Origin of the sequence: Nocardioides deserti, from assembly GCF_014266025.1 — a bacterium.
GTDB classification, from domain to species: domain Bacteria; phylum Actinomycetota; class Actinomycetes; order Propionibacteriales; family Nocardioidaceae; genus Nocardioides; species Nocardioides deserti.
In genome coordinates this window covers 182161-208370 of the sequence record NZ_JACMYC010000006.1, presented here as the reverse complement: position 1 = coordinate 208370, position 26210 = coordinate 182161, and the positions used below count along the sequence as shown (strand labels likewise).

The window sequence follows — 26210 nt, the reverse complement described above, 5'->3', positions numbered from 1 at the left end:
CGCGACGAAGCGGGGCGCGCGGTCCCACGTCGTTAGAGTGACCCCCATGTGCGGGATCGTCGGGTACGTCGGGGACAAGCAGGCCCAGGACGTCGTCATCGAGGGCCTGCGCAGGCTGGAGTACCGCGGGTACGACTCTGCCGGCATCGCCCTCGTCGACGGCGGCACCATCGCGTCGGCGAAGAAGGCCGGGAAGCTGGCGAACCTGGAGAAGGTGATCGCCGAGGCGCCGCTGCCGGCCTCGACGACCGGGATCGGGCACACCCGCTGGGCTACCCACGGGGCGCCGAACGACGTGAACGCGCACCCGCACCTGGGATCGACCGGGCGGGTGGCGTTGGTGCACAACGGGATCATCGAGAACTTCGCGGACCTGCGTGCGCGGCTCGAGGCCGACGACCACGTGCTCGTCTCCGAGACCGACACCGAGGTCGCGGCGCACCTGCTGGAGCTGCAGGTGGAGTCGGGCGTGGACCTGACCACCGCGATGCAGCGGGTCTGCCAGCAGCTGGAGGGTGCGTTCACCCTGGTCGCGGTGGACGGGCAGGACCCGTCGCGCGTCGTCGCGGCGCGTCGCAACTCGCCGCTGGTGGTCGGCCTGGGCGAGGGGGAGAACTTCCTCGGCTCGGACGTGGCGGCGTTCATCGAGCACACCCGTGAGGCGCTGGAGCTGGGCCAGGACCAGGTCGTGACGATCACGCGTGAGGGCGTCGAGGTCACGACGTTCGACGGGGCGCCCGCGGAGGGCACGCGCTACCACGTGGACTGGGACCTGTCGGCGGCGGAGAAGGACGGCCACGACTGGTTCATGCGCAAGGAGATCTTCGAGCAGCCCCGCGCGGTCGCGGACTCGCTGCTGGGTCGCCACGCGCGCAACGGGTTGCTGCAGCTCGACGAGATGCGCCTCTCGGACCAGGAGCTGCGCGACATCGACAAGATCATCATCATCGCGTGCGGGACGTCGTTCTACGCCGGGCTCGTGGCGAAGTACGCCATCGAGCACTGGACCCGCGTGCCGGTCGAGGTCGAGCTGGCCAGCGAGTTCCGCTACCGCGACCCGATCCTGGACTACTCCACGCTGGTGGTGGCGATCAGCCAGTCGGGAGAGACCGCGGACACGCTGCAGGCGATCCGGCACGCGCGGCTGCAGCGCTCGAAGGTGCTGGCGATCTGCAACACCAACGGGTCGACGATCCCGCGGGAGTCCGATGCGGTGATCTACACCCACGCCGGCCCGGAGATCGGGGTCGCGTCGACCAAGGGGTTCCTGACCCAGCTGGTGGCGTGCTACCTGCTCGCGCTGTACCTCGCGCAGGTCAAGGGCACCCGCTACGGCGACGAGATCAGCGAAATCATGCGTCAGCTGGAGTCGATCCCGGACCAGATCGCGGCGGTGCTCTCGCGTGCCGACGAGGTCTACGAGCTGGCGCGGGCGCACGTGGACACGCGGTCGGTGCTGTTCCTGGGCCGCCACGCGGGGTACCCGGTCGCGCTCGAGGGGGCGTTGAAGCTCAAGGAGCTGGCCTACATCCACGCCGAGGGGTTCGCGGCCGGTGAGCTCAAGCACGGCCCGATAGCGTTGGTCGAGGAGGGGCTGCCGGTGCTGTGCGTCGTACCGCCCCGGGGTCGGGACCAGCTGCACGAGAAGATGATCTCGGGCATCCAGGAGGTCCGGGCGCGGGGTGCGCGGACGATCTGCCTGGCCGAGGAGGGCGACACCTCGATCGAGCCGTACGCCGACCACCTGATCCGCCTGCCGCGGGTGCCGGTGCTGCTCCAGCCGCTGGTCGCGGTCGTGCCGCTGCAGCTGTTCGCCTGCGAGCTGGCCACCGCGATGGGCCACGACGTCGACCAGCCCCGCAACCTCGCCAAGTCCGTCACGGTCGAGTGAGGGTCGTCAGGCTCGTGGGGTTCATCAGGCCTGTGGGGCTCGCGAAGGTGGTCCGCGCGTGCCGGTGATCGGCGTCGGCATCGACGTCGTCGACATCGAGCGGTTCGGCGAGTCGCTGTCCCGCACCGCCGGCCTCTCCGCGCGTCTGTTCACCCCGGCCGAGGCGTCCCGCCCGCTCGCGTCGCTTGCCGCTCGGTTCGCCGCCAAGGAGGCGCTCGCCAAGGCCCTCGGCGCCCCCGTCGGCATGTCGTGGCACGACGCCGAGGTGGTCTCCGAGTCCTCCGGCCGGCCGCTGTTCGAGATGCGCGGCTCCGTCCGCGCCCGGGCCGACGAGCTCGGCGTCGCCTCCGTCCACCTCTCGCTCTCCCACGACGCCGGCGTCGCCTCGGCCGTCGTCGTGCTGGAGTCCTGAGGCGTCCGGTTTCCGCCTCGTGCCAGCGGGTTCTCCTCGGGGCCGGGCCGGGCCGGCGGTGGGGGTCGTGTGCCTGAGGACGCGTCAGGCCGCGGCGTCAGGCACACGACCCGGGACGCCGAGCGCCACCAGGTCGCGTGCGAGCTCGTCCGGCTCGTGCAGGAGTTCGTACGCCGTGCACCGCACGACGACGCGGTCCCGCGCGATCAACCGGCGTGCCCGACGGATGTCCTCCATCCACTGCCGGACCTCCATGTGGAATGCGCCGTCGACCTCCAGGACCAGCGTCGTCCCGTCCGGCAGCCGCCACTCGCAGTCGGTGAAGCGGCGCTGGCCGGCGGAGTCGATGCGCTCGACCTGACGGTTCGGCAGCGGCATGCCGTGCGCGCGGCACATGCGATTGACCGCGCGCTCCGCCGCCGAGTGCGCTCCCGCGCCGGCGTGGCTGATCGTCGCCGACAGCGGCCTGCTTCGCCGCAGCGGCCGGAGGACGTCGATCCACTCGACGAGCCGTGTCGAGGTGGTGAGCCGCTGCTGGATCGTCGCGGCGACCAGTCCGTGCGCGGCGCGTGCGTCGGCGACGTACCCCGCGTGCAGGAGCACCGCCGGCTCGAGCCGGCAGGTCGGCGGGCCGACCCGTGGGGAACGCAGCAGGTCGAAGGGCCGGCGGCTGCGGAAGAACCGGACGCCGCGCACGGGCTCGAAGGCGAGCTCGTCGTCGACCAGCACCGTGACGACGGGCGTCTCCCAGCCGGTGAGCCCGTGCCGGGCCGCGGCGGTCAGACCACCGAGCATGCTCCGGTGCCCGGCGTGCAGGACGGCCATCCACTGGCGCTGCTCGGTCGTCAGGGTGCCGGTGACCGTGGCGACGACCCGGGGAGTGGGCAGCATCCACCGGCCGGCGGCGACCTGGTTCCGCACACGGTCGGCATCGATCCCGTGAGTGAGCAGCTGTCGGCGTGCGACCAGCCCGTGCTGCTCGGTCAGCAGCCGCTCGAGATCCGGGTCCATGCCACGAGGGTGATCGAATCGGGCGTCGGACGTCGGCGCTCATCCACAGCCCGTCCTCGACCTGAGGGTCGTGTGCCTGGAGACGCGCCGGCACGCGTCGAGAGGCACACGACCCTTGGGTGGGCGCTTGCGGGGACGCCGGGGACGCCGGGGCGGCCGGCTGGGTGCGGTCGTGTGCCTGAGGAAGCGCCGGCCCGCGTCGTGAGGCACACGACCCCGCAGCGGGACGGAGCGAGGGCCAGGACGGGGGAAGCGGACAGGACCCGGCCGCAGCACGAGCACGAGGCGGATAGCGTCGCGCCCATGCGGTACGCCCACACGGTCGAGCAGGTGCGTCAGGCGGAGCGGGACCTGATGGCGCGGGTGCCGGAGGGGACGTTCATGCAGCGGGCGGCCCACGGGCTGGCGCATGCGGTGGTGGACCTGCTGGGCCAGGCGTACGGCGCACGGGTGCTGCTGCTGGTCGGGTCGGGGGACAACGGGGGCGACGCGCTGTTCGCGGGCGCGCTGCTCGCGAGGCGCGGGTGCGGCGTGGAGGCGGTGCTGCTGGGCGAGCGGGTCCACGAGGGCGGCCTGGAGGCGCTGCGACGAGCCGGCGGGCGCACCGTCGACGAGCCGACCAAGCGCCCCGACGTGGTGGTCGACGGGATCGTCGGCATCGGGGGCCGTCCGGGGCTGAAGCCGGAGGCGGAGCGGGCGCTCGCGCAGGCCGAGGGTGTGCCGGTGGTCGCGGTCGACGTGCCGTCGGGGGTCGACGTCGACACCGGTCGGGTGGACGGGTCACACGTGAGCGCCGACGTCACGGTCACCTTCGGCACGCACAAGGCCGCGCACCTGGTCGACCCGGCGGCGGAGGCGTGCGGGGCGGTCCACCTCGTCGACATCGGCCTCGACCTGACACCCGCGGAGATCGAGGCGCTCCAGGCCGAGGACGTCGCGCGGCTGGTGCCGCGCCCGCGGCCGCAGGACCACAAGTACACCCGCGGTGTCGTCGGCGTCCGGGCCGGCTCGGCGGAGTACCCGGGCGCCGCCCTGCTCAGCGTCGCCGGCGCCGCCTGCGGCCTCGTTGGGATGGTGCGGTACGTCGGCGACGACCCGGTCGCGGACCGGGTCCGCCAGGCGCACCCCGAGGTGGTCGGCGCCGGCCGCGTCCAGGCGTGGGTGGTCGGGTCCGGCGGCGGTGCGCACGCCGACGAGGCGCTCGCGGCGACGCTGGCCGACGAGGTGCCGACCGTCGTCGACGCCGACGCGCTGAAGCACGTGACGAGCGGCCCGCGCGACCTCGTGCTCACTCCGCACGCCGGCGAGCTCGCCGCGATGCTCGGCCGCGGCCGCGCGGAGATCGAGGGCGACCCGTTGGGGTGGGCTCGGCACGCGGCTGAGCACTACGGCGCGGTCGTGGTGCTCAAGGGCCGCCACACCGTGACCGCGCGGCCCGACGGGCGGGTCCGCGTGACGACGACCGGCAACCCCTGGCTGGCGACGGCAGGTGCGGGCGACGTGCTCGGCGGGCTGGTCGGCGCGCTGCTGGCGGCGGGGCTCGAGCCGTTCGACGCGGCGAGCGTGGGCTCGTGGCTGCACGGCGCGGCGGCCACGCTCGCGAGCGCGGGCGGGCCGCTGGTGGCGACCGAGGTGGCCCGCGCGCTGCCCGCGGTGGTGAGGGACCTCCCGCAGCCCTGACCGCACCGCCGACCCGGCACGGTGGGAGGATGGGGGGTCATGAGCCCCCTGCCGGTCCCGCGCGCCGAGGTGGTCGTCGACCTCGCGGCGCTCCGGCACAACGTGCGCACGCTGGCCGAGCACTGCGGCGCCGCGATGATGACGGTGGTCAAGGCCGACGGGTACGGCCACGGCATGGTCGAGGTCGCCCGGGCCGCCCGCGACGCCGGCTCGAGCTGGCTGGGCGTCGCGACGATCGACGAGGCGCTCGCGCTGCGGGCGGCCGGCGACACCGGACGGGTGCTGTGCTGGCTCACCGTCCCCGGTGAGGACCACGACGCCGCGATCGCCGCCGGCGTCGACGTCACGGCGTACTCCCTCGCCGAGCTGGCCGAGGTCGAGGCCGCCGTTGCCCGCACCGGCACGCCGGCCCGGCTCCAGCTGAAGATCGACACCGGCCTGTCGCGCGGCGGGTCGACGTACGCCGACTGGCCGGCGCTCGTCGAGGCCGCGCGCGCCGGGGAGGTCGCTGGCCGCTGGCGCGTCACCGGCATCTGGACCCACCCGGCCTCGGCCGACGAGCCGGACGACCCGGCCAACGACAGCCAGGAGCAGGTCTTCCGCGACGCGCTGGACCTCGCGGCGGCGGCCGGCCTCGAGCCGGAGGTGCGTCACTTCGCCAACAGCGCGGCGGCGATCCTGCGGCCGAGCGCGCGGTTCGACCTCGTCCGGTGCGGCATCGCGTCGTACGGCCTCGACCCCGCCCCCGGCCACACCCCCGACCTCGGGCTGGTGCCCGCGATGACCGCCCGCGCGACGCTCGCGATGGTCAAGGACGTCGCGGCCGGCTCCGGCGTCTCCTACGGCCACACCTGGGTCGCGGACCGGCCGACCACGCTGGGCCTGGTGCCGGTGGGGTACGGCGACGGCGTGCCGCGCTCGCTCAGCAACCACGCGTCCGTGGGGATCGCCGGGAAGCAGCGACCCGTCCGCGGCCGCGTCTGCATGGACCAGCTCGTGGTGGACCTCGACGGCGACCGGCCCGAGCCGGGCACCGACGTCGTCCTCTTCGGCACCGGCCGCGACGGCGCGCCCACCGCGCAGGACTGGGCGGAGGCGGCGGGGACGATCAGCTACGAGATCGTCACCCGGTTCGGCGGCAGCCGGGTCACCCGCACCCACGTCGACACGGAGGTGCGCGCGTGAACCCGCGGCGGACCCTCGGGTTCACGGCCCTCGGCGCGGCCGGGCTCGCTGCGGTCGGCACCGCCTTCGGCGTCACCCACCACCGCCGCGCGCTCTCGCGCCGCCCCGGCCCGCCGCCCGAGGACCATCCCGACGTCCCGCTCGGCTCGCTGCGCGCCGCCCCGCTGACGGTCGTGGCCGACGACGGCGTGCCGCTGCACGTCGAGGTCGACGAGCCGGAGCACACCCCGACCGGGGCTGCCTCGGACGTCACGGTCGTGCTCGTGCACGGCTACGCGCTGACCCTCGACTGCTGGCACTTCCAGCGCCTGCACCTGCGCCGCGCCGGCGTCCGGACGGTCCTCTACGACCAGCGCTCGCACGGGCGGTCCGGCCGCTCCGACGTCGAGCACGCGACCATCGACCAGCTCGGCCGCGACCTGGGCCGCATCCTCGACGAGGTCGTCCCCGACGGCCCGGTGGTGGTCGTCGGTCACTCGATGGGCGGGATGACGGTGGTCGCCCTCGTCGAGCAGCAGCCCGAGCTGTTCGGCGACCGGGTGGCGGCGGTGGGCCTGGTCAGCACGACGGCCGGCGGGCTCGACGTCGGCCGGCTGCTGCTGCCGGTGGTGCCGGCCAGGATCGGCTTGCCGCTGGCGGAGCGGACCATCGCGACGCTCGCCCGGCGGCACACCAGCGTCGACCGGCTGCGCCGGCTGGGCAAGGCGGTGGCGATGGTCGCCACGGACGTGTTCGCGTTCGGCGACGACGTGCCGGCGGCGTACGTCGAGTTCGTCGACGCGATGCTGTCGGCGACGCCGTACGAGGTGGTCGCGGAGTTCTTCCCGGCGTTCGGCGGGCTGGACAAGTTCGACGCGGTCGAGGTGCTCGGCCGGGTGCCGACGACGGTCGTCTGCGGCACCGCCGACCGGCTGACGTCGATCGGCCACAGCCGCAAGCTGCACGCGCGGATCCGCGGGTCGCGGCTGGTGGAGGTCGAGGGAGCCGGGCACATGGTGGTGCTGGAGCGGCACGAGCAGGTCGACGCGGAGCTCGACCGGCTGCTGGCCGCGGCGGGGGAGAAGGAGCTGGCAGGGTGAGCGACGTCCAGGTCGAGCGCGTGGGGCCGGAGGCGGCCGCGCAGGTGCTGCGGGTGGTGCAGGAGGCCTTCGCCGCCCGGCCACCGCTCGACCCGCCGGCCGACGCGCTCAGCGAGACCGAGGAGTCGATCGCCGCGCTGCTCACGCCGCACGGCGGGCTGCTCGCCTCCCTCGACGGCGACCCCGTCGGCGCGCTGGTCCTCGACCCGGTCGGCAACACCGTCTACCTGCGCCGCTTCGGCGTCGTGCCGTCCGCGCAGGGGCACGGCATCGCCGGCCGGCTCATCGACGCGGTCGTGGACCACGCCGAGGGGTACGACGACGTGACGGTCGTGGCGCGCGAGGAGCTGCCGCGGACCATTCGCTTCTGGGACCGGCAGGGGTTCCGCGAGATCGACCGGCGCTCGCCGCTGGTCGAGATGCGGAGGCCGCTGCGGACCGCCGTCTTCCAGGCGCCCACGCCCGACGCGATGCACGCGCTCGGCCGCTCGCTCGCCGGCCAGCTCGCCCCCGGCGACCTGATCGTGCTCAGCGGCGAGCTCGGTGCCGGCAAGACCACGCTCACCCAGGGCATCGGTGCCGGCCTCGGCGTGCGCGGCCAGATCACCTCACCGACGTTCGTCATCGCCCGCGTCCACCCGTCGCTGGTCGACGGCCCCGCGCTCGTCCACGTCGACGCCTACCGGCTCGGCGGCATGGAGGAGCTCGACGACCTCGACCTCGACACCGACCTGGACACCGCGGTCACCGTCGTGGAGTGGGGCGAGGGACTGGCCGAGGGGCTGACCGACTCGCGGCTCGAGGTCCGCATCGTGCGCGCCGAGGCCGACGAGGTGCCCGACGGGTCCCACAGCACGGCCTCGCTCGACGGCGTCGACGACGTGCTCGACCCGCGCCGGGTCGAGATCACCCCGGTGGGCCCCCGGTGGCACGCCCTCTCCTTCCGAGGACTCGGATGACCCTGCTGCTTGCCCTCGACACCGCCACCCCCTACGTCACCGTCGCGCTCCACGACGGCCAGGACGTCGTCGCCGAGCTCGTCTCGGAGCGCTCGATGAAGCACGGCGAGCAGCTCGCGCCGCTCGTCGCGGCCGCCCTCGACCAGGTCGGCGCGGTCCGCCAGGACCTCACCGCGGTCGCCGCCGGCGTCGGCCCCGGCCCGTTCACCGGGCTGCGGGTCGGGCTGGTCACCGCGCGGACGCTGGGGTTCGTGCTGGACGTGCCGGTGTACGGCGTGTGCTCGCTCGACGTGCTCGCCGTCGAGGCCGCGGACGGCGGGATCGGCACGGACTTCTGCGTGGCGACCGACGCGCGCCGCAAGGAGGTCTACCTGGCGACGTACGACGCCGACGGCACGCGGCTGGACGGGCCGGTCGTCGAGCGCCCGGCCGTCGTGGCGACCGAGCGGCCGGTCGTCGGCGAGGGCGCGGTGCTCTACCCCGACGCGTTCCCCGACGCCCGTGGCCCGGTCCGCCCGAGCGCCGGCTGGCTGGCGCGGGTGGTGACCGAGGAGGGGGCCGAGCTGCTCGACCCCGAGCCGATGTACCTGCGGCGGCCCGACGCCGAGATGCCCGGCGAGCCCAAGCCGGTCTCGTGAAGGCCGTCTCGTGAGGCCGGCCTCGTGAGCGTCCGCACCGCCACGCCCGCCGACCTCGACGTGGTCGCCGCGCTCGAGGACGAGTGCCTCGGCGTCGACGCCTGGTCGCGCGGGCTGGTCGAGGCCGGGCTGGCCGGCGAGGTGCCGACGGTGGTCTACCTGGTGGCCGAGGCCGACGGCCCCGGCAGCGCGGTGGTCGGCCACGCGGTCGCGAGCATCGTCGCCGACATCGCCGAGCTCCAGCGGATCGCGGTCACGCCGGCCGCTCGGCGCGGCGGCCACGCGACCGCCCTGCTGGACGAGGTGGTCGCGCGGTCCAAGGCGGACGGTGCGGAGCGGTTGCTGCTCGAGGTCCGTGAGGACAACGCCGGGGCGCTGGCGTTCTACGCGGCGCGGGGGTTCGTCGAGGTCGACCGCCGTCGGCGCTACTACCGCGACGGGGCGACCGCAGTCGTCCTGCGCCGCGGGCTCAGGAAGGGCTGCTGACCGGGCCGGAGCAGAACGTGTGCTCGGTCCGGTACGCCAACCGGTCGTAGACCCGCAGCGCCGGCCCGTTGTCGGTGTAGACCCCGAGCGTCGCCACGTGCGGCGCCCGGTCCATCGCCCGCCGGGTGAGCCCCTGCGACAGGGCCAGCCCGAGGCCGCGGCCGGTCGCCTCCGGCAGCACCGAGACGGCCCGCAGGTGCCCGCTGCCGTCCGGGTCACGCCGTACCGCTCCCACGCCGACCAGCCGCCCCTGCTCCCGCACGCCCAGCCAGCCCTCGATCCCCGGCGTGCCGGGCCGGCCGAACGTGTCGGGCTGGGCGATGTCGAGCACCGCGTCGATCGCCTCGTGGTCGGTGACCTCCTCGAGCGGCACCACCGGTGGGGGAGCGGGCGTGGTGCAGCGCATCCAGTGCCAGTGGCCGCGGACCTCGTGGTGCCACGCCGCGGGCAGCGCGTCGCGCGCGGCCTCCTCGACGGTCAGCCGCTCCGGCAGAAGGTGGTCGGCGAGCTCCGCGAGCAGCGGGCCGAGGTCGCCCGCCGGGCCGAGGGCGACGGTGTGGCGCGCGTTGTGGACCACGACCGCGTCGCCGTGCACCCACGCGACGTCGTACGTCGCCGGGCCGACGGTGTGCCGCACGAACGGCACCGGGCCGGCCGCCGCGAGCCGCTCCAGCCCCGCCCCCGACACCTCGCGCACGCCGGTCATCCTCCACCGCGCACAATGGAGCCGTGACGGACGCCCCCCTCGTGCTCGGCATCGAGACCTCCTGCGACGAGACCGGCGTCGGCATCGTCCGCGGCCACGAGCTGCTCGCCGACGCGGTCGCCAGCAGCGTCGACGAGCACGCCCGCTTCGGCGGCGTCGTGCCGGAGGTCGCCAGCCGGGCCCACCTCGAGGCGATGGTGCCGACGATCGAGCGCGCCTGCGAGACCGCCGGCGTCCGCCCCTCCGACGTCGACGCGATCGCGGTCACCAGCGGACCCGGCCTCGCCGGCGCCCTGCTCGTCGGCGTCGCCGCGGCCAAGGCGCTGGCGATCGGGCTGGACAAGCCGCTGTACGGCGTCAACCACCTCGCCGCCCACGTCGCCGTCGACCAGCTCGAGCACGGCGCGCTGCCCGAGCCGTGCGTCGCGATGCTCGTCAGCGGTGGCCACTCCAGCCTGCTGCGCGTCACCGACGTGACCGGCGCCGATGGCGGTGTCGACCCGATGGGCGCGACGATCGACGACGCGGCCGGCGAGGCGTTCGACAAGGTGGCGCGGTTGCTCGGCCTGCCGTTCCCCGGAGGGCCGCACATCGACCGGGCCGCCCGTGAGGGCTCCTCGGTGTACGTCGACTTCCCGCGCGGCCTGACCTCGCGCCGCGACCTCGAGCGGCACCGGTTCGACTTCTCCTTCTCCGGCCTCAAAACCGCGGTGGCCCGGTGGGTCGAGGCGCGCGAGCGGTCCGGGGAGCCGGTCCCCGTGGCCGACGTCGCGGCGTCGTTCCAGGAGGCCGTCTGCGACGTGCTGGTCCGCAAGGCACTCGACGCCGCCTCGTCCGAGGGCATCGAGGACCTGCTCATCGGCGGCGGCGTCGCTGCCAACTCCCGCCTGCGCCACCTCGCCGAGGAGCGGGCCGCCAAGCTCGGCATCCGCGTCCGCGTGCCCCGCCCCGGCCTGTGCACCGACAACGGCGCCATGGTCGCCGCCCTCGGTGCCGAGATGGTCGCCCGCGGCCGCACGCCCTCGTCCCTCGACCTGCCCGCCGACTCCTCGCTCCCCGTCACCGAGGTGCTCGTCTAGGCGCTCGGCTCCGCCCGACGTACGCCGCGGGGCCGGCCAGGAGCCGTTACATGTGCCGCGGCGGCCCCAGATAGGCCCCGGGACCGCCGCGCAGGCCGCCTACATGCCGGCCGAGACCTCAGCGCCGCGGTCGGACGAGCCGGCGTCGGAGCCCGAGCCCGACCCGGGGCTGCGCTTCTGGTCCGCGTGGCCGGGCCACCACGCGGCGTGCCCGATGAGCGCGGTGAGGGCGGGGGTGAAGAACATCGACATGACGAACGCCGCGATGATGATGCCGAACGACAGGGCGAAGCCCATCGACATCATCAGGCTGTTGCCGCTGAGCATCAGCGAGGCGAACGTGCCGGCGAGGATGACGCCCGCGGCGGCGATGGTCGGGCCGGCGTGCTTGAGCGCTTCGGCCGCGGCCGCCCGGGGGTCCTTGCCCTCGCGGGCCTCCTCGCGGAGGCGGGCGATCATCAGGATGTTGTAGTCGGTGCCGAGCGCGGTGACGAACAGGTAGATGTAGATCGGCAGCATGAAGATCAGGCCGCTCTCGCCGCCGATGTGCTGGAAGACGATGACCGTCGCCCCGAGGGTCGCCGCGAAGCTCAACCCGACCGCGGCCATGAGGTACAGCGGGGCGACCAGGCTGCGCAGCAGCAGGGCGAGGATCAGCATGATGACGAGCGCGGCGACCGGGAAGACGACCGTGTAGTCGCGGACCATCGCCTTCTGGAGGTCGGCGAAGATGCCCGGCGTACCGCCGACGAACGCCTCGGTGCCCTCCGGAGCGGCCTCGTGCGCCTGGTCGCGGATGGGGCCCTTGACGTCCTGGAGAGCCGCGTCGGAGACGGGGTCGTTGTCGAGCACCATCATGAACTGAGCGGTCGTGCCGTCCTCCGACGGCGTGCCGGGGTAGACCTGCGCGACGCCCTCGGCTCCCTCGAGGTCGGTGCGGAACTGCTCGAGGGCGTCGGGCGCGAGCTGTCCGTCGGAGGACTGCAGCAGCACCGGCACCGGCTCGCTCGCACCGGCGGCGAAGTGGTCCTGGAAGGTCTCCAGCGCCTGGGTCGACTCGACGTCGTCGGGCAGGCTGGAGTTGAAGTCGAACGACGGGTTGAACCCGAACGCGAAGACCGCGAGCAGCGCCAGCACCGCGCCCGAGCCGAGCGCGAAGGAGCCGGGCCGCCGACCCAGGCTCGTGCCGGCGCGGGCGAAGCGGGCCGCCTCGGGCTCCTCGCGCCACTTCTTCGACGGCCAGAAGAGCGCGCGCCCGAGGACCGTGACGACGGCCGGCACGAGGGTGAGGGCGGCGACGAGGGTGACCGCGACCGCGATCGCCAGCGCGGGGCCGATCGCCTTGAAGACGCCGAGCGAGCTGAGCACCAGCGCGAGGAACGCGACGATGACCGCGCCGCCCGCCGAGGCGATCGCCTCGCCGGCCCGCTCCAGCGCGTGCACGACGGCGGCGCGGGTGTCGGCGCCCTGGCGCAGCCGCTCGCGGTAGCGGAAGAGGAAGAACAGGATGTAGTCGGTGCCGATGCCGTAGAGGACGACGACCAGGATCGTCTCGATCGAGGAGTCGGCCTTGAGGTCGAAGGCCTCGTTGGCCCAGCCGATCAGCCCGGTGGCCACCATCGACACCAGCGTGACGACCACGATCGGCATCAGGCAGATGATCACGCTGCGGAAGATGATCGCGAGCAGCGCGACGATGAGCACGATGGTCGCGATGCCCACGATGGCCAGCGCGCGCTCGCCCGACTCCTGGGAGTCCAGGCCCTGCGGCACGGAGCCGGTCGTGGTGACCTCCAGGCCGCTGCCCTCGGCGAGCTCGGCGAGGTCGGTCCGCATCTCCTCGGCGTCCTCGAACGCCTGTGGGTCGAAGCCGGTCGCGTCCTCGGCCAGGCCGACGATCCCGAGCAGCAGCTCGCCGTCCTCGGAGACGTTGGGCTCGCCGTCGGGCCCGACGACGACGACCTGCTGGACGAAGGTCTCCTCGCCCAGACGCGGGCCGAGCTCCTCGGCGATCCGCCCGGCGGCCGCCTGGTCCTCGACGGTCAGCTGCCCGCCGCCCTCGCGCTCGAAGACCAGGAGAGCGGCGGGCGACGTCGCACCGGGGAACTTCTCCTCCTGCAGCTCCACCGCCTTGATCGACTCGTAGTGGTCAGGCAGGAACTCCGACTCCTCCTGCGTGGTCTCGAGCGTCGGCGCCAGGGAGACGACGGCGACGGCGAGCACCACCCAGGCGGCGATGACGAACCAGGGACGACGGGAGGCAAGTCTGCCGAGCGCGCTGAACACGGCGAACAACGTAGTGCTGCGCACCGACGCCGCGCCTCTCCTTTCCCTGCATCCCGGGGGAACACCAGGGGAACGTCAGGGTCCGGTCGGCAGGAGGTACGGCGACACCGGCATGCCCCACTTCTCCTCGTCCACCCCCGGGGCCGGCCCGGCGAGCACCTCCTCGGTCCTGTCGACGCCGATCCGCACCAGCGACCACTCGGTGCCGCGCTGGACGTTGACGAGCACGTGCTCGTCGTCGACCCAGACGTGCTCGGGCATCCAGTCCACGCGGCGCATCTCGTGGACCAGCACGCCGGTGGCGGCGTCCTTGAGCCGCAGCGAGTTCGGTCCGAGACCCTCGGCGAAGGTGGTGGCGACGTACCGGCTGTCGGGGGAGAAGAGGTACTGGTTGTCGTTGCAGTCCTCCCAGGCGGCCTGCCCGCTCCCGGCGGACCACACGCCGCCGCAGCTGTGGATGTCGTCGGGCGCCGGGCCGACCAGGCCCGCGACCAGCGAGTCGTCGGGGGAGAGGGCGACGACCTGGGGGATCTTCGGCAGGAACGGCTCGGCCGCCCCGTCGGCCGGCACGAGGTACGTCGACCCGGACCCGTCGGCCAGGACCACCCCGCACTCGTCCGGGCAGGTCCCGGCGATGCCGACCGGTCGCGGCCTCCGGCCGAGGCCGGCCGAGGACAGCCGCTCGATCTCCCCGGACGCTGCGTCGAGGAGGACCGGCTCGCCGGTGTCGAGGACCCAGGCCGCGTGCCGGCCGTCGTCGTCGACCACGAACGAGGCCGGCCCGGTGGCCGGCCAGGTCGTCTCGAGCGAGCCGTCGGCGTCGTGCAGCGACACGACCTCCGCGCCCTGGCGCGTCCCGGCGGCGACGTACCCCTCGCCCAGCGGCGCCCAGGCCCGGACCTCGGAGACGCCGCCGAGGGGGACCTCGGTGCCGTCGAGCAGGTGGACGGTCCCGTCGGTGAGCCACCCCGTAGGTGCCACGGCGGGCTGCGGAGCCGGTACGACGGCGGTGTCGTCGCCGCCGCCCAGGCCGAGGGGCAGCAGGACGGCCGCGACGAGGGCGGCGGCGACGCCGGCGCCCACGGAGCGTCGCCGGCGGCGGATGGTGCGGGCGGTGGCCTTGACGTGGGCGAGCGTCAGCGGCGCCTCGGTCAGGACGTCGGCGCGGGAGCGGAGGCCCTGCTCGAGGCGCTCCTCGGTGCGGTCGGTCATCGCTCCTCCTCCCGGGAGGTCGGGTCCAGGCTCGGGTTCAGGTGGGACGGGGTGCGCTCGCGCAGCGCGGCGAGTGCGCGGCTGCACTGGGACTTGACGGTGCCGACGGAGATGCCGAGCACGTCGGCGGTCTCGGCCTCGGTCAGCTGCTCGTAGTAGCGCAGGACGACGACGGCGCGCGCCCGGCGCGGGAGGCCCTGGACGAGCTCCCAGACCTGCGCGGCCGTGCCGTCGTCGTAGGACTCCAGCACCGGCTCCGGCTCGGGCACCGTGTCGGTGGCGTGCTCGCGCCGCTTCCAGCCGCGCCGCCACAGCGAGGTGTGCTCGTTGACGAGGACCCGGCGGGCGTAGGCGTCGATCGCGCCGCGGTCGCGGACCTTGTCCCAGGACAGGTACAGCTTGGCCAGCGAGGTCTGCAGCAGGTCCTCGGCGGCGTGCCGGTCGCCGGTGAGGAGGTACGCCGTGCGCAGCAGTGCGGGCTGCCGCGCAGCGAGCCACGCGGTCAGCTCGGCGTCGCGCGTCGCCCCGCGCGTCGCTCCGCGATCGGTCATGCGCCCAGTGTCGGCGTCGGTCGCCGCGGGCAGCTCCCGGGTGGGTGGCATGCGCCCTCCGTCCTTCGTCTCCTGACCTCAGGACGCGAAGCGCCGACGGATGGTTGCAGCCGCGGTCCTAGGGTGGCCGCGGACCAACCCCACGAAGAAGCAGGAGCAGCACATGCAGCAGGTCAAGGCGGTCGTCGCACGAGCAGAGGGAGCGCCCGTCGAGGTGGTCACGATCAACGTGCCGGACCCGGGCCCGGGCGAGGCGGTCGTGAAGATCCAGGCCTGCGGGGTCTGCCACACCGACCTGCACTACCGGCAGGGCGGGATCAACGACGAGTTCCCGTTCCTGCTCGGCCACGAGGCGTCGGGGGTCGTGGAGGCGGTCGGCGAGGGCGTGACCGGCGTGGCGCCGGGCGACTTCGTCGTCCTCAACTGGCGCGCGGTCTGCGGTGAGTGCCGGGCGTGCAAGCGCGGCGAGCTGCAGTACTGCTTCAACACCCACAACGCGAAGCAGAAGATGACCCTCGAGGACGGCACCGAGCTGTCCCCGGCGCTGGGCATCGGGGCGTTCGCGGAGAAGACGCTGGTCGCCGCCGGGCAGTGCACGAAGGTCGACCCGTCGGCCCGCCCGGCGGCCGTCGGCCTGCTCGGCTGTGGCGTGATGGCCGGCATCGGCGCCGCGATCAACACCGGTGCGGTGACCCGCGGCAAGTCCGTCGCGGTCATCGGCTGCGGTGGCGTCGGCGTCGCCGCGATCGCCGGCTCCGCGCTGGCCGGCGCGAGCCCGATCATCGCCGTCGACATCGACGCCCAGAAGCTCGAGGCCGCCCAGAAGCTCGGCGCCACGCACACGATCGACTCCTCCAAGGAGGACGTCGTCGCGCGGGTCAAGGAGATCTGCGGCGAGGTGTACGACGGCGCGGAGGGCGCCGACGTCGTCATCGAGGCCGTGGGACGTCCGGAGACCTGGGAGCAGGCCTTCTACGCCCGCGACCTCGCCGGCACGGTCGTCCTGGTCGGCGTGCCGACCCCGGACATGACGGTGCCGCAGCTGCCGCTGATCGACGTCTTCGGCCGTGGCGGCTCGCTGAAGTCCAGCTGGTACGGCGACTGCCTGCCGACCCGCGACTTCCCGATGCTCGTCGACCTCTACCAGCAGGGCCGGCTCGACCTGGATGCGTTCGTGACCGAGGAGATCGGCATCGACGACGTCGAGGCGGCCTTCGAGAAGATGCACCACGGCAACGTGCTCCGCTCGGTGGTGGTCCTGTGAGCCTGCGGGTCGACCACGCGGTCGTCAGCGGCACCTTCAGCCTCGACGGGGAGACCTTCGACGTCGACAACAACATCTGGGTCGTCGGCGACGACACCGAGTGCGTCGTCATCGACGCGCCGCACTCGGTCGACGCGATCCTGGACGTGGTCGGCGACCGCACGGTCAAGGCGATCCTGCTGACCCACGCCCACGACGACCACTGCCGGGTGGCCCCGGAGCTGCGCGAGCGGGTCAACGGCGGCGCGGGCGCGCCGATCCTGCTCCACCCCGACGAGCGGCCGCTGTGGGAGCTCACCCACACCGACCGGCTGTGGGACGTCGACCTCGACGACGGCTTCGAGATCTCCGTCGGCGGCGCGACGCTGCGGGCGCTGCACACCCCCGGCCACGCGCCCGGTGCGATCTGCTTCGCGGCACCGGACCTCGGGTGCGTCTTCACCGGCGACACGTTGTTCAACGGTGGCCCCGGCGCGACCGGCCGCTCGTTCAGCGACCGACCGACGCTCGAGGCGTCGATCCGCGCGAAGCTCTTCGCGCTGCCCGACGAGACGGTCGTCCACACCGGACACGGTGACGACACCACCATCGGCGCGGAGAAGCAGACCCTCGGCGCCTGACCCGCCCCGCACACCCGGCCCGACCCGACGCCGGCCCCGGAGGACCACTCCGGGGCCGGCGTTGGATCGCTCCAAGCATGAGCACCCGCGGTCCGGGGGAATCGGTACGTGTGGACGCACCTCGGGAGCAGTACTGGGTGGCCCTGCGGAACGGTGACCGGGCGAGCGCGCTCGACGCCGTCAAGCGGATGCACGAGGACGGCCGCACCCACCTCGAGATCATCGACGAGGTCCTCGTCCCCGCCCAGGAGCGGGTGGCCGGCCTGTGGCTGGCGGGGGAGTGGAGCGCCGAGCAGCAGCGGCTCGCCACCTCGATCAACGAGGGCCTCGTCCACTGGCTGTGCTCCTTCAGCCCGCCGCCGCCCTCGGACCGCCCGCTCGTCGTGGTCGCCACCGTCGAGCGCGAGGAGCTGCCGGCGCTGGTGCTCGCCGAGGCGCTCGGCGCCGCCGGCTACCGCACCACCGTCGCGGGCGGTGACGCCGCCGCCGAGGACCTCCTGCGCCAGGTGCTCACCCGCAAGCCCCGCGCCCTGCTGGTCAGCGTCGCCCGCGCGTCGTCGCTGGCGCGGCTCAAGCCGCTGCTCGGGCACGTCCGCGCGACCGGCATCCCGGTCGTCGCGGGCGGTGCAGCCTTCGGCGGCGACCCGCAGCGCGCCACGGCGGTCGGCGCGGCGGCGTACGCCGCGTCGGTCGGCGACGTCCTCGCCCTGCTCGAGCAGCTGCCGCGCCGGCTGCCTCCGGCCACGCCCGAGCCGCCGAGCCCGGCCGACCTCGAGGCGGCCTGGTTGAACGACTTCCGCCACGAGATCACGCCGTACGTCCTGCGCGCCCTCGCCGCCCGCCACCCCGCTCCGCGCCGGGCGCGCTGGTGGGCGGAGCTGGAGGACCTGGTCGACCACGTGCTCGGCTGCCTGGCCGCCTCGCTCGTCACCGGCGACGAGACGATCATGGTCGAGGCGCGCGACTGGCTCACGCGCGTGCTGGAGGCGCGCGGTGCCGGCGCGGACCTCGTCGCGGAGGTCTGGGAGCTCCTGGCCGTGCCCCTGCGCGGCCACCCGCTCGCCCGGGTGCACCTGGCCGGCTCCGCGGCGCCGGGCGGCGCCACCGACGGCGGCCAGACCGACGGCCTCACGACCGTCTGAGGGCCTGCCTGCGTCAGGCCAGCGGCCGGACCAGCAGCGCGGTGCCGGCGCCGGCGACGCGGGTGAGCACGAGCGTGCCCTCCTCGTCGCCGCTGAGCGCCAGCCGCTTGCGCAGCTGCTCGGGCACGACGTCCACGCCGCGCTTCTTGATCGTCAGCGTGCCGATGCGTCGCTCGCGCAGCGCGGCCCGCAGCGCCTTCTCGCGGTACGGCAGCTCCTCGAGCACCTCGTAGCCGCGGGCGAGCGGCGAGCGGTACGCCGCGTCGCCGGTGACGTAGGCGATGTGCTCGTCGACGAGCCCGCCCTGCACGGCCGCCGCGACGGCGGTGACCAGCCCGGCGCGGATGACCGCGCCGTCGGGCTCGTAGAGGTACCGGCCGACCGGGCGCACGTCGACGCCGTCGCCCAGCGCAGGGGCGTCCTCGTCGGTGACCGTGGCGAGGCCGCCGTCCCCGATGACCGTCGCGCGCCGGGCGGTCGTGGCCAGCCCGCCCGACCACAGCGCGGCCTCCTTGACCTCACCGCGGTCGCTGACCCACTCGGCCTCGACGCCGGACGGCACCAGGTCGTGCGGGATGCCGGGGGCGACCTTGACGCACGAGTCGCGGCGCAGGAGCCGCTCGACGAACGACCACGGCGGCGTCCAGTCGTCGACGTCGAACGTGCGGCCGCGCGCGCCGCGGCGGGCCGGGTCGGCGAACGCCACGTCGAAGGGGGAGGGGTCGACGGTCGTCGCGTCCGCGACCACCACCGCGCCGGGCAGGTCGAGCGCGGCGAGGTTGGCCTCGGCCACCGCGACCCGCACCGGGTCGAGGTCGACGCCGGCGCACGTCAGGCCGGCCCGGGCCGCAGCGATGAGGTCCCCGCCCACGCCGCAGCCGAGGTCGACGAGGGTCCGCGCGGCGTACGCCTGGAGCCGCGCGGCACGGTGGGTGGCGACGGCGAGCCGGGTGGCCTGCTCCAGGCCGTCGGGGGTGAAGTACATCCGCGCGGCCAGGTCGCCGAACTTCGCCTCGGCCCGCACCCGCAGGCGCGCCTGGGTGAGGGCGGCGGCCGCGTGCTCGGCGTCGGCCTCGCGGCGCAGCGTGGTCTGCGCGAGCAGCGGGTCGACGTCGACCAGCCCGCCGGCCCGGTCGAGCAGGCGCTGCCCGGCGTCGGTCAGCAGCCAGCGGAAGGCGTCGAGGTCCACGGTCGGATCCTCGCAGGGCAGGGGTCCCTGGCACTCGCGCGAGGTGAGTGCTAGTTTCTGTCCTGGCACTCTCCCTGTGAGTGTGCCAGCGCTTGCGCACCACGCACGACCCCCGCGACGGCGTGCGAGGGACCGCAGGCACCAGACGTGCACCACCCACCTGAGACACCTGAGTTTGAAAGTGGAGGTCGACATCGTGTCGGTCAACATCAAGCCCCTCGAGGACCGCATCGTCGTCAAGCCGCTCGACGCCGAGCAGACCACGGCCTCCGGCCTGGTCATCCCGGACACCGCCAAGGAGAAGCCCCAGGAGGGCGAGGTCGTGGCCGTGGGCCCGGGCCGCTTCAACGACGACGGCGACGAGCGCGTCCCCATGGACATCTCCGTGGGCGACAAGGTCATCTACAGCAAGTACGGCGGCACCGAGGTCAAGTACTCCGGCGAGGAGTTCCTGATCCTCTCCGCCCGCGACGTGCTCGCGATCGTTTCCTGATCTCTCCCGGGTCGTGTGCCTGACGACGCGCTTCGGCGCGTCCGACGGCACACGACCCGGTCCTCTTTCCCGCACCACCTGCTAGGAGAGTCATGCCCAAGATCCTGGAGTTCGACGAGTCCGCCCGTCGCGCGCTCGAGCGCGGCGTCGACGCGCTCGCCAACGCCGTCAAGGTGACGCTCGGCCCCAAGGGCCGCTACGTCGTCCTCGACAAGAAGTGGGGCGCCCCGACGATCACCAACGACGGCGTGACCGTCGCCCGTGAGATCGAGCTGGACGACCCGTTCGAGAACCTCGGCGCCCAGCTCACCAAGGAGGTCGCCACCAAGACGAACGACGTCGCCGGTGACGGCACCACCACCGCGACCGTCCTCGCCCAGGCGATGGTCCACGAGGGCCTCAAGGCCGTCGCGGCCGGCGCGAACCCGATGGGCCTCAAGCGCGGCATGGACGCCGCCGCGGAGGCCGTCGGCAACGCGCTGCGCGATGCCGCCCGCGAGGTCGAGACCCGCGAGGACATGGCCTCGGTGGCCACGATCTCCTCGCGCGACAGCCACATCGGCGACCTGCTCGCGCAGGCCTTCGACAAGGTCGGCAAGGACGGTGTCATCACCGTCGAGGAGTCCAACACCATGGGCACCGAGCTCGACTTCACCGAGGGCATGCAGTTCGACAAGGGCTACATCAGCCAGTACTTCGTGACCGACCCCGAGCGGATGGAGGCAGTCCTCGACGACCCCTACATCCTGCTGCACCAGGGGAAGATCTCCTCGGTCTCCGAGCTGCTCCCGCTGCTGGAGAAGGTCATCCAGGCCGGCAAGCCGCTGTTCATCCTCGCCGAGGACGTCGAGGGCGAGGCGCTCTCGACCCTGGTCGTCAACAAGATCCGCGGCACGTTCAACGCCGTCGCGGTCAAGAGCCCGGCGTTCGGCGACCGCCGCAAGGCGATGATGCAGGACATCGCGACCCTGACCGGCGGTCAGGTCGTCGCCCCGGAGGTCGGCCTCAAGCTCGACCAGGTCGGCCTCGAGGTGCTGGGCCAGGCCCGCCGCGTCGTGATCACCAAGGACAACACCACGATCGTCGACGGCGCCGGTGACGCCGCCGAGGTCGAGGGCCGCGTCAACCAGATCAAGGCCGAGATCGAGTCCACCGACTCCGACTGGGACCGCGAGAAGCTCCAGGAGCGCCTCGCGAAGCTGGCCGGCGGCGTGTGCGTGATCAAGGTCGGCGCCGCCACCGAGGTGGAGCTGAAGGAGAAGAAGCACCGCATCGAGGACGCCGTCTCCGCGACGCGCGCCGCGATCGAGGAGGGCATCGTCCCCGGCGGTGGCTCCGCGATCATCCACGCGGTCTCCGTCCTCGAGGGCGACCTCGGCCTCACCGGTGACGAGGCCGTCGGCGTGCGCGTCGTCCGCAAGGCCGCCGACGAGCCGCTGCGCTGGATCGCCGAGAACGGTGGCGAGAACGGCTACGTCGTGACCACCAAGGTCCGCGAGCTCGGCGTCGGCAACGGCTACAACGCCGCCACCGGCGAGTACGGCGACCTGGTCGCCCAGGGCGTCCTCGACCCGGTCAAGGTCACCCGCTCCGCGCTGGTCAACGCCACCTCGATCGCGGCGATGCTGCTGACGACCGAGACGCTCATCGTGGACAAGCCCGAGGAGGAGGACGAGACCGCGGCCGCCGGCCACGGTCACGGTCACGGCCACTGAGTGACCCGCTCCTCTCGAGCACCCCAGCACCACCCGGCGGCGCCGGTCCCCAGCAGGGGGCCGGCGCCGTTCGGCGTACCAGGACGCGCCTCCCACCCCGAACCGGCCTCGTGCTGCTGAGCGTGCGGCGGGGCGCACGCTGGGCAGCATCAGACCGCGCAGGTCCGCCGCCGGAGAGGCGGGTCAGCCGACCCAGTCGCCGACGTGCTGGGTCGCGCCCCGGCCGCCGTTGACCGCCGTCGACCAGGAGAACCAGGCGCCGGGCCGCTGCCCGGACCACCCCGAGCCGAACCGGCCCACGTCGCCGCCGATCCGCCACAGCCGGGCACTGTCGAGCTCGTAGAAGTACGTACCCGCCCGCTCGCCCGGGCCGTACGCCGTCACCAGCACGCCGTCGTCGCTCGCGCCCGCCAGCTCGATCCCGTCGTCCTGGATCGTCACGACCGGCTCGCCGGTGTCGGTGAGCACCTGCACCCGGTCGTCGCGGACGTCCCCGGTCCGGCCGCAGTACTGCGACAGCGCGACGACCTCGCCCACACGTGCCATGCCCAGCTGGTTGCAGCGGTCGCCGGAGCGCGGGTCGAACGTGCGGCGGTCCCCGTCGGGGTCGACCACCGTGAGCGAGTCGTTCGGCTCGTTGTGCGTCCCGGTCCAGGCCGTGCCTTCCGGGCCGACGGTGAAGTCGCCGACGACCTCGCCCTCGTCGCGCACGTCGTCGCCGTCGGTCAGGGAGAGCGACCAGAGGTCGAACCGCTGGATCTCCCCACCCGTGTCGACGCCGACGTGGAGCCGGCCGTCGTGCACGTCCGCGGCGTACGCGACCTCGGCCGGCAGGTCCCAGCGCACGGTGGACCACGAGCGGTCTGCCCGGTCGTAGACGACCGCCGCCAGCTCGTCGCCCTGCGCCCGCTGGCCTCGGAAGACCAGCCGGTCCTCGTCGGCGGCGAGCAGGTCCTCGACCTGCTGACGCCCGCCCGGCAGGACGTCGCGCCCGCCCGTGGCGGGGTCGACGAGCGTCACCAGGCTGTCGTTGGCCAGGCCGCGTGGTCCCTCCCGCTCCACGAGCAGCCCGTCGGGCGTGGCGCCGACCAGGTACGTCCCGTTCGCGCGGTCGAGGTCGTCGTTGGCGAGGGCGGCGACCTCCCGCAGCTGGTCGCCCGGGGTGGCCGGCCGGGCATCGGCCAATGTCAGGACCGGCCCGACGGGGCGGTTGTCGCTCCCGGGGTCACCGGCCACGCGGGCGGCGTCGCCGTCCCCGGGACCGGCGACGAGCGCGGTGACGGCCACGACCCCGGCGACCGCCGCGGCGGCACCGGCACCGGCGACGGTCGCGCTGCGGCGGCGTACCCGCGCCCGCCCGCCGGCCAGCACCTCCGCAACCTCCACGCCACCCTCGGGCGGGTGGGCGGCCGTCTCGCGCAGCAGCTCGCGCAGCTCGTTCACCATGTCAGGCTCCTCTCGGTCTCCAGGGTCGAGCGCAGCGACGAGAGAGCGCGGGAGGTCTGGCTCTTGACCGTTCCCTCGGTGCACCCCAGGGCCGCGGCCGTCGCACGCACGTCGAGGTCCTCGAAGTAGCGGAGGACGACGCATGCGCGCTGTCGCTCGGGCAGGTCCGCGAGCGCCGACAGCAGGGCTGCCCGGTCGGTCACGGCGGCGGCGACGTCCTCGCCGGAGCCGACCGTCGGGTCGTCCTCGCGAGGCACCTCGGTGCTCGAACGACGCCGGCTCGCGTCCAGGAACGCGCTCACCACCGCCTTGCGGGCGTACGCGAGCTCACTGCCGTCGCGCACCAGCCGCGGCCAGCGCACGTAGAGGCGCACCAGCCCCTCCTGGACGTGGTCCGCGGCGCGGTCCCAGTCGCCACACAGCAGGTACGCCGTCCGGCGCAGGCGCGCCTGGGAGGACGCGGCGAACTCGGTGAACGCCTCGTCCGACGCCGCGTCCCGCCGTCTCGTCAGCTGCATGCGTGGGAAACGCATCGAGCGGTCGTCGGGTTGCACGGCGCCGCCCACCGGTTCAGCAGACCGGCTCGAGCGGCGGCCGGTCCAGCCCCTCGAGCAGGTAGACCGGCCGGTCCGAGCAGCCGGTGCCGTGCCGCTCGTAGCGCGCCCGCACGGCGTCGTACAGCTCCTCGGCGCCGGGGGCTCCCCACGCGCCCCACGGCACCCACTGCACCAGCCAGGTCGGGGCGTCCGGCCCCTCGACGAGGGAGCGCAGGTCGTCGTAGCCGCGGTCGAGGGTGCGCATCGGCAGGCTCCACAGGTGCGGGTACGGCGTCGGCAGGCCGCTGCGCAGCTGGAGGTCGGCGCGGCCGCCGAAGACGACCAGCGTGTCCTCGGGCTCGGCCACGGCTGCGACCGCGGTGCCGGTGTCGGCCTCGCTGAACTCCTGGAAGTCCAGCGCGTTCCAGCCCACCCAGCCCAGCAGGCACACCAGCGAGGACACGGCGCTGAGCCCGATGACGGCGCGCATCGCCCGCCCGCGGCCGGTCCGGTGGCGGGCCAGCAGGGCGGCGCACAGCGCGGTCGCCGGCACCAGCCCGAAGAGGTAGTCGCGCCAGTAGCTCCCACCCATGACCAGCGCGGCCACGTCGGCCAGCACGATCGCCAGCGTCGCCGCGGTCAGCACCGGGTCGGCCCGCCACTCGCGCCGGACGTGGACGAGGAACCCGCCGATCACCGCGACCATGCCGGCCGCCAGCGCCACGAACGCGAGCGTCACCGCACGGGCGGTCGGCGCGTCGGAGGAGCTCTCGCTCAGCACGTCGTTGGCGTCGAGTCGGAAGCCGTAGACGGCGTACCAGACCTCGGCCAGGTCCACGTCCGCCGCCCGCGCCCAGAGGACGGTCGCGAGGACGGGTACGGCGGCGCCGGCGACCGCGGCCGCGGCGAGCCGGAGCGTCGTGCGGCGGTCGACCCGCCCGGCGAGGTGGCCGGCCAGGAGCAGGGCGGCACCGAAGACGAGCGCGCCGACGAGGTTCTGCTTCATCCCCAGCGCGGTCGTCGCGAGCAGCCCGGCCCCCGCGGCCAGTGGCGCGGACCGACGGGCCAGCGCGTCCAGCGAGAGCAGGATCGAGCCGAGCAGGAACGGCAGCGCGAGGATCTCGCCCTTGACCGCCACCGCGTCGATGACGGTGTTGGTCAGCAGCGCCGCCACCGCGACCGCCGTCCAGCGGGCGCTGCGCTCGCTGCCGACCCGGCGCGCGACCGCGGCCGCACCGAGCACCGCGAGCGCGCACGCGAGAGCGCCGACCAGGCGGATCGCGTGCTCGCCGCCGATGCGGTCGCTGAGGCCGAACACGGCCACGACCAGCGGGTGTCGGTCGACGAAGAGGTCGCCGTACACGCTGTCCGGTCGCGGGTCCCAGCCCCGCGCGACCAGGGTGAACCCCGCCTCGTCGGCGCGCAGCGGGCGGGTCAGCCCCGGCAGTCGCAGCAGGAACGCGAGCGCCGCCGCCACCGGCACCGTCCACCTCGAGTCGACCACGGCCTCGACCCGCTGGGAGAAGGCGTGCCGGCGCTCGAGCATGCGCCCAGGTTCCCAGACCGCTCCGGACCAGCCGCCGTAGCACCGGCGAAACACCACGGACCCTGCTGGGCAACGTCGCACGTCCACGCTGAGCCGCATGTTGTGGCGAGTGCGGACGACCCTTCCCGACCGACCCGGTGCGCTGGCGGTGCTCGCCGAGCACTGCGGGCGGGCCGGCGTGAACATCCTCGGCCTGCAGATCTTCCCCGGGATCGAGGCCGTCACCGACGAGCTGGTGCTCAGCACGCCGGCCGGGTGGGGCGCCTCCGGCACCGCGCACCTCGTCGAGCGCGCCGGCGGCCGGAACGTCGTCGTCCAGCCGTGCACCGAGGCGGCGCTCGGCGACCAGCCCACGCGCTACGTCCAGGCCGCCCGCACCATCCTCGCCTCGCCGATGTCCTTCCCCGAGGTCCTCGCCGTGCTCTTCGACGCCGAGGCGGACCCCGTCGACCCCGACGGCCCGCCGCAGGACGTCATGGAGCTGACCGTGGGCGGCGTGCAGGTGCAGGTACGTCGGACCGCCGCGTTCACCGCCACCGAGCACGCCCGCGGGTCGGCGCTGGCCGACCTCGTGAGCGACGTCCTGCAGCGGACGAGGACGGACTCGGCGATCGCGGTGTCCCCGGGCCGCCGGCTCGGCGGCGGCACCACGCCCGAGCACGTCGTCGACGGAGACTCGATCTCGGCGGTCGTCGACGGCGTCGTCGTTGGCCTGGCCACGGTGCAGGCCTCCCTCGCCGACGACCCCGCTGCCCGTCCGGTCGTGCTGCGGGTCGACCCCGCCTGGCAGCGTCGCGGCATCGGCACCCGACTGCTCGTCGACGTCGCCCGCCTCGCGCACTCGCGGGGCGCGCAGGAGATCGTCCTCACGACCCGCTCCGACAACCAGGCGGTCCTCCCGATGGTGCTCGCCGCCGGCATGCGGGGCCGGATCCGCCTCGCCGGCGACGTCCTCACCGTGCGCGTCCCCGTCCGCGACCTCCGTCCGCTTCCCGCCGCCTGAGCCGGTTGGTCGAGCAGCGAGGCGCCCGGCGCGGAGCGTGTCGGAACCCCGCGGGCCGTGAGCCAGCCTGTCGGCTCACCA

At 74.2% G+C, this 26210-nt stretch carries 24 protein-coding genes; 15 read left to right on the top strand and 9 right to left on the bottom strand.

Annotated features, from left to right (window positions below):
* The first annotated feature begins 46 nt into the window (after nt 1-46).
* Together glmS and H7344_RS12580 are read left to right on the top strand one after the other, a co-directional pair.
* Nucleotides 47-1891, top strand: a complete 1845-nt coding sequence (gene glmS, locus H7344_RS12585; protein ID WP_186346376.1) for a glutamine--fructose-6-phosphate transaminase (isomerizing) — start codon at nt 47-49, stop codon at nt 1889-1891.
* Between the two features lie 58 nt (nt 1892-1949).
* Nucleotides 1950-2303 carry a holo-ACP synthase gene (locus H7344_RS12580; protein ID WP_186346375.1) on the top strand — a complete coding sequence of 118 codons (354 nt, stop codon included), beginning with the start codon at nt 1950-1952 and terminating at the stop codon, nt 2301-2303.
* Between the two features lie 84 nt (nt 2304-2387).
* Here the strand turns inward: H7344_RS12580 and H7344_RS12575 are convergent, their stop codons facing one another.
* Complete coding sequence (locus tag H7344_RS12575) at nt 2388-3314, bottom strand: hypothetical protein (RefSeq protein ID WP_186346374.1); 927 nt, start codon at nt 3312-3314, stop codon at nt 2388-2390.
* A 303-nt stretch (nt 3315-3617) separates the two neighbouring features.
* Here H7344_RS12575 and H7344_RS12570 point away from each other — a divergent pair, with 303 nt between their 5' ends.
* From H7344_RS12570 to H7344_RS12545, 6 genes are read left to right on the top strand one after another with little or no spacing between them, the layout of a single operon-like run.
* Nucleotides 3618-4994: an NAD(P)H-hydrate dehydratase gene (locus H7344_RS12570; protein ID WP_186346373.1), complete on the top strand. Its 1377-nt coding sequence runs from the start codon at nt 3618-3620 to the stop codon at nt 4992-4994.
* A gap of 39 nt (nt 4995-5033) precedes the next feature.
* Nucleotides 5034-6179: an alanine racemase gene (alr, locus tag H7344_RS12565; RefSeq protein ID WP_186346372.1), complete on the top strand. Its 1146-nt coding sequence runs from the start codon at nt 5034-5036 to the stop codon at nt 6177-6179.
* A complete protein-coding gene (locus tag H7344_RS12560; protein ID WP_186346371.1) occupies nt 6176-7258 on the top strand; it encodes an alpha/beta fold hydrolase in 1083 nt (360 codons plus the stop codon). The genes alr and H7344_RS12560 overlap by 4 nt, the downstream gene beginning before the upstream one ends.
* The gene (tsaE, locus tag H7344_RS12555; protein ID WP_186346370.1) at nt 7255-8217 is read left to right on the top strand and encodes a tRNA (adenosine(37)-N6)-threonylcarbamoyltransferase complex ATPase subunit type 1 TsaE; all 963 of its coding nucleotides are present in this window, start codon (nt 7255-7257) and stop codon (nt 8215-8217) included. The genes H7344_RS12560 and tsaE overlap by 4 nt, the downstream gene beginning before the upstream one ends.
* Entirely contained in the window at nt 8214-8855 is a 642-nt protein-coding gene (gene tsaB, locus H7344_RS12550) for a tRNA (adenosine(37)-N6)-threonylcarbamoyltransferase complex dimerization subunit type 1 TsaB (protein ID WP_186346369.1), read from the top strand. The genes tsaE and tsaB overlap by 4 nt, the downstream gene beginning before the upstream one ends.
* A gap of 24 nt (nt 8856-8879) precedes the next feature.
* Nucleotides 8880-9341: a GNAT family N-acetyltransferase gene (locus H7344_RS12545; protein ID WP_186346368.1), complete on the top strand. Its 462-nt coding sequence runs from the start codon at nt 8880-8882 to the stop codon at nt 9339-9341.
* On the opposite strand, the gene H7344_RS21215 is transcribed toward H7344_RS12545, so the two are convergent.
* Entirely contained in the window at nt 9325-10038 is a 714-nt protein-coding gene (locus tag H7344_RS21215) for a GNAT family N-acetyltransferase (protein WP_186346367.1), read from the bottom strand. The genes H7344_RS12545 and H7344_RS21215 overlap by 17 nt on opposite strands.
* A 32-nt stretch (nt 10039-10070) precedes the next feature.
* Between H7344_RS21215 and tsaD the strand changes: the two genes are divergently transcribed.
* Nucleotides 10071-11126 carry a tRNA (adenosine(37)-N6)-threonylcarbamoyltransferase complex transferase subunit TsaD gene (tsaD, locus tag H7344_RS12535; protein ID WP_186346366.1) on the top strand — a complete coding sequence of 352 codons (1056 nt, stop codon included), beginning with the start codon at nt 10071-10073 and terminating at the stop codon, nt 11124-11126.
* Nucleotides 11127-11225: 99 nt separating this feature from the next.
* Here the strand turns inward: tsaD and H7344_RS12530 are convergent, their stop codons facing one another.
* The 3 genes from H7344_RS12530 to H7344_RS12520 all read right to left on the bottom strand — a co-directional run bounded on the left by H7344_RS12530 (nt 11226) and on the right by H7344_RS12520 (nt 15175).
* Nucleotides 11226-13412, bottom strand: coding sequence for an MMPL family transporter (locus H7344_RS12530; protein ID WP_186346365.1), 2187 nt, complete (start codon nt 13410-13412; stop codon nt 11226-11228).
* Nucleotides 13413-13487: 75 nt separating this feature from the next.
* Nucleotides 13488-14624 carry a hypothetical protein gene (locus H7344_RS12525; RefSeq protein WP_186346364.1) on the bottom strand — a complete coding sequence of 379 codons (1137 nt, stop codon included), beginning with the start codon at nt 14622-14624 and terminating at the stop codon, nt 13488-13490.
* Complete coding sequence (locus H7344_RS12520) at nt 14621-15175, bottom strand: SigE family RNA polymerase sigma factor (protein WP_186346363.1); 555 nt, start codon at nt 15173-15175, stop codon at nt 14621-14623. The genes H7344_RS12525 and H7344_RS12520 overlap by 4 nt, the downstream gene beginning before the upstream one ends.
* A gap of 163 nt (nt 15176-15338) precedes the next feature.
* Between H7344_RS12520 and H7344_RS12515 the strand changes: the two genes are divergently transcribed.
* The 3 genes from H7344_RS12515 (at nt 15339) to H7344_RS12505 (ending at nt 18201) form a co-directional block, all read left to right on the top strand.
* Nucleotides 15339-16439 carry an S-(hydroxymethyl)mycothiol dehydrogenase gene (locus H7344_RS12515; RefSeq protein ID WP_186346362.1) on the top strand — a complete coding sequence of 367 codons (1101 nt, stop codon included), beginning with the start codon at nt 15339-15341 and terminating at the stop codon, nt 16437-16439.
* Nucleotides 16436-17059, top strand: coding sequence for an MBL fold metallo-hydrolase (locus H7344_RS12510; RefSeq protein WP_186346361.1), 624 nt, complete (start codon nt 16436-16438; stop codon nt 17057-17059). The genes H7344_RS12515 and H7344_RS12510 overlap by 4 nt, the downstream gene beginning before the upstream one ends.
* A gap of 77 nt (nt 17060-17136) precedes the next feature.
* Nucleotides 17137-18201 (top strand): cobalamin B12-binding domain-containing protein, encoded by a 1065-nt coding sequence (locus tag H7344_RS12505; protein ID WP_260989502.1) that lies wholly within the window; start codon nt 17137-17139, stop codon nt 18199-18201.
* 13 nt (nt 18202-18214) lie between these two features.
* On the opposite strand, the gene H7344_RS12500 is transcribed toward H7344_RS12505, so the two are convergent.
* Nucleotides 18215-19390 (bottom strand): class I SAM-dependent methyltransferase, encoded by a 1176-nt coding sequence (locus tag H7344_RS12500; RefSeq protein ID WP_186346359.1) that lies wholly within the window; start codon nt 19388-19390, stop codon nt 18215-18217.
* Nucleotides 19391-19586: 196 nt separating this feature from the next.
* Between H7344_RS12500 and groES the strand changes: the two genes are divergently transcribed.
* Nucleotides 19587-19883, top strand: coding sequence for a co-chaperone GroES (gene groES, locus H7344_RS12495; RefSeq protein WP_166195350.1), 297 nt, complete (start codon nt 19587-19589; stop codon nt 19881-19883).
* A 92-nt stretch (nt 19884-19975) separates the two neighbouring features.
* Nucleotides 19976-21598: a chaperonin GroEL gene (gene groL / locus H7344_RS12490; RefSeq protein WP_186346358.1), complete on the top strand. Its 1623-nt coding sequence runs from the start codon at nt 19976-19978 to the stop codon at nt 21596-21598.
* A gap of 183 nt (nt 21599-21781) precedes the next feature.
* On the opposite strand, the gene H7344_RS12485 is transcribed toward groL, so the two are convergent.
* Genes H7344_RS12485 through H7344_RS12475 form a run of 3 tightly spaced genes read right to left on the bottom strand, consistent with a single transcriptional unit; the run spans nt 21782 to nt 25126 of the window.
* Nucleotides 21782-23044, bottom strand: coding sequence for a hypothetical protein (locus H7344_RS12485; protein ID WP_186346357.1), 1263 nt, complete (start codon nt 23042-23044; stop codon nt 21782-21784).
* On the bottom strand, nt 23038-23562 hold the full coding sequence (locus H7344_RS12480; protein WP_186346356.1) for a SigE family RNA polymerase sigma factor: 525 nt from the start codon (nt 23560-23562) through the stop codon (nt 23038-23040). Before H7344_RS12480 ends, H7344_RS12485 begins: the two co-directional genes overlap by 7 nt.
* A gap of 52 nt (nt 23563-23614) precedes the next feature.
* On the bottom strand, nt 23615-25126 hold the full coding sequence (locus H7344_RS12475) for a glycosyltransferase family 39 protein (protein WP_186346355.1): 1512 nt from the start codon (nt 25124-25126) through the stop codon (nt 23615-23617).
* A 97-nt stretch (nt 25127-25223) separates the two neighbouring features.
* Between H7344_RS12475 and H7344_RS12470 the strand changes: the two genes are divergently transcribed.
* The gene (locus H7344_RS12470; RefSeq protein WP_186346354.1) at nt 25224-26129 is read left to right on the top strand and encodes a GNAT family N-acetyltransferase; all 906 of its coding nucleotides are present in this window, start codon (nt 25224-25226) and stop codon (nt 26127-26129) included.
* Nucleotides 26130-26210 lie beyond the last annotated feature (81 nt).

Bases quoted from the DNA above. Each gene is read 5' to 3' on its own strand.
- H7344_RS12470 (WP_186346354.1), top strand. From the start codon at position 25,224: ATGTTGTGGCGAGTGCGGACGACCCTTCCCGACCGACCCGGTGCGCTG.
- H7344_RS12520 (WP_186346363.1), bottom strand. From the start codon at position 15,175: ATGACCGATCGCGGAGCGACGCGCGGGGCGACGCGCGACGCCGAGCTG.
- H7344_RS12570 (WP_186346373.1), top strand. From the start codon at position 3,618: ATGCGGTACGCCCACACGGTCGAGCAGGTGCGTCAGGCGGAGCGGGAC.
- H7344_RS12480 (WP_186346356.1), bottom strand. From the start codon at position 23,562: ATGCAGCTGACGAGACGGCGGGACGCGGCGTCGGACGAGGCGTTCACC.
- H7344_RS12505 (WP_260989502.1), top strand. From the start codon at position 17,137: ATGAGCACCCGCGGTCCGGGGGAATCGGTACGTGTGGACGCACCTCGG.
- H7344_RS12485 (WP_186346357.1), bottom strand. From the start codon at position 23,044: ATGGTGAACGAGCTGCGCGAGCTGCTGCGCGAGACGGCCGCCCACCCG.
- H7344_RS12475 (WP_186346355.1), bottom strand. From the start codon at position 25,126: ATGCTCGAGCGCCGGCACGCCTTCTCCCAGCGGGTCGAGGCCGTGGTC.
- groL (WP_186346358.1), top strand. From the start codon at position 19,976: ATGCCCAAGATCCTGGAGTTCGACGAGTCCGCCCGTCGCGCGCTCGAG.
- glmS (WP_186346376.1), top strand. From the start codon at position 47: ATGTGCGGGATCGTCGGGTACGTCGGGGACAAGCAGGCCCAGGACGTC.
- H7344_RS12575 (WP_186346374.1), bottom strand. From the start codon at position 3,314: ATGGACCCGGATCTCGAGCGGCTGCTGACCGAGCAGCACGGGCTGGTC.
- alr (WP_186346372.1), top strand. From the start codon at position 5,034: ATGAGCCCCCTGCCGGTCCCGCGCGCCGAGGTGGTCGTCGACCTCGCG.
- H7344_RS12515 (WP_186346362.1), top strand. From the start codon at position 15,339: ATGCAGCAGGTCAAGGCGGTCGTCGCACGAGCAGAGGGAGCGCCCGTC.
- H7344_RS12525 (WP_186346364.1), bottom strand. From the start codon at position 14,624: ATGACCGACCGCACCGAGGAGCGCCTCGAGCAGGGCCTCCGCTCCCGC.
- tsaB (WP_186346369.1), top strand. From the start codon at position 8,214: ATGACCCTGCTGCTTGCCCTCGACACCGCCACCCCCTACGTCACCGTC.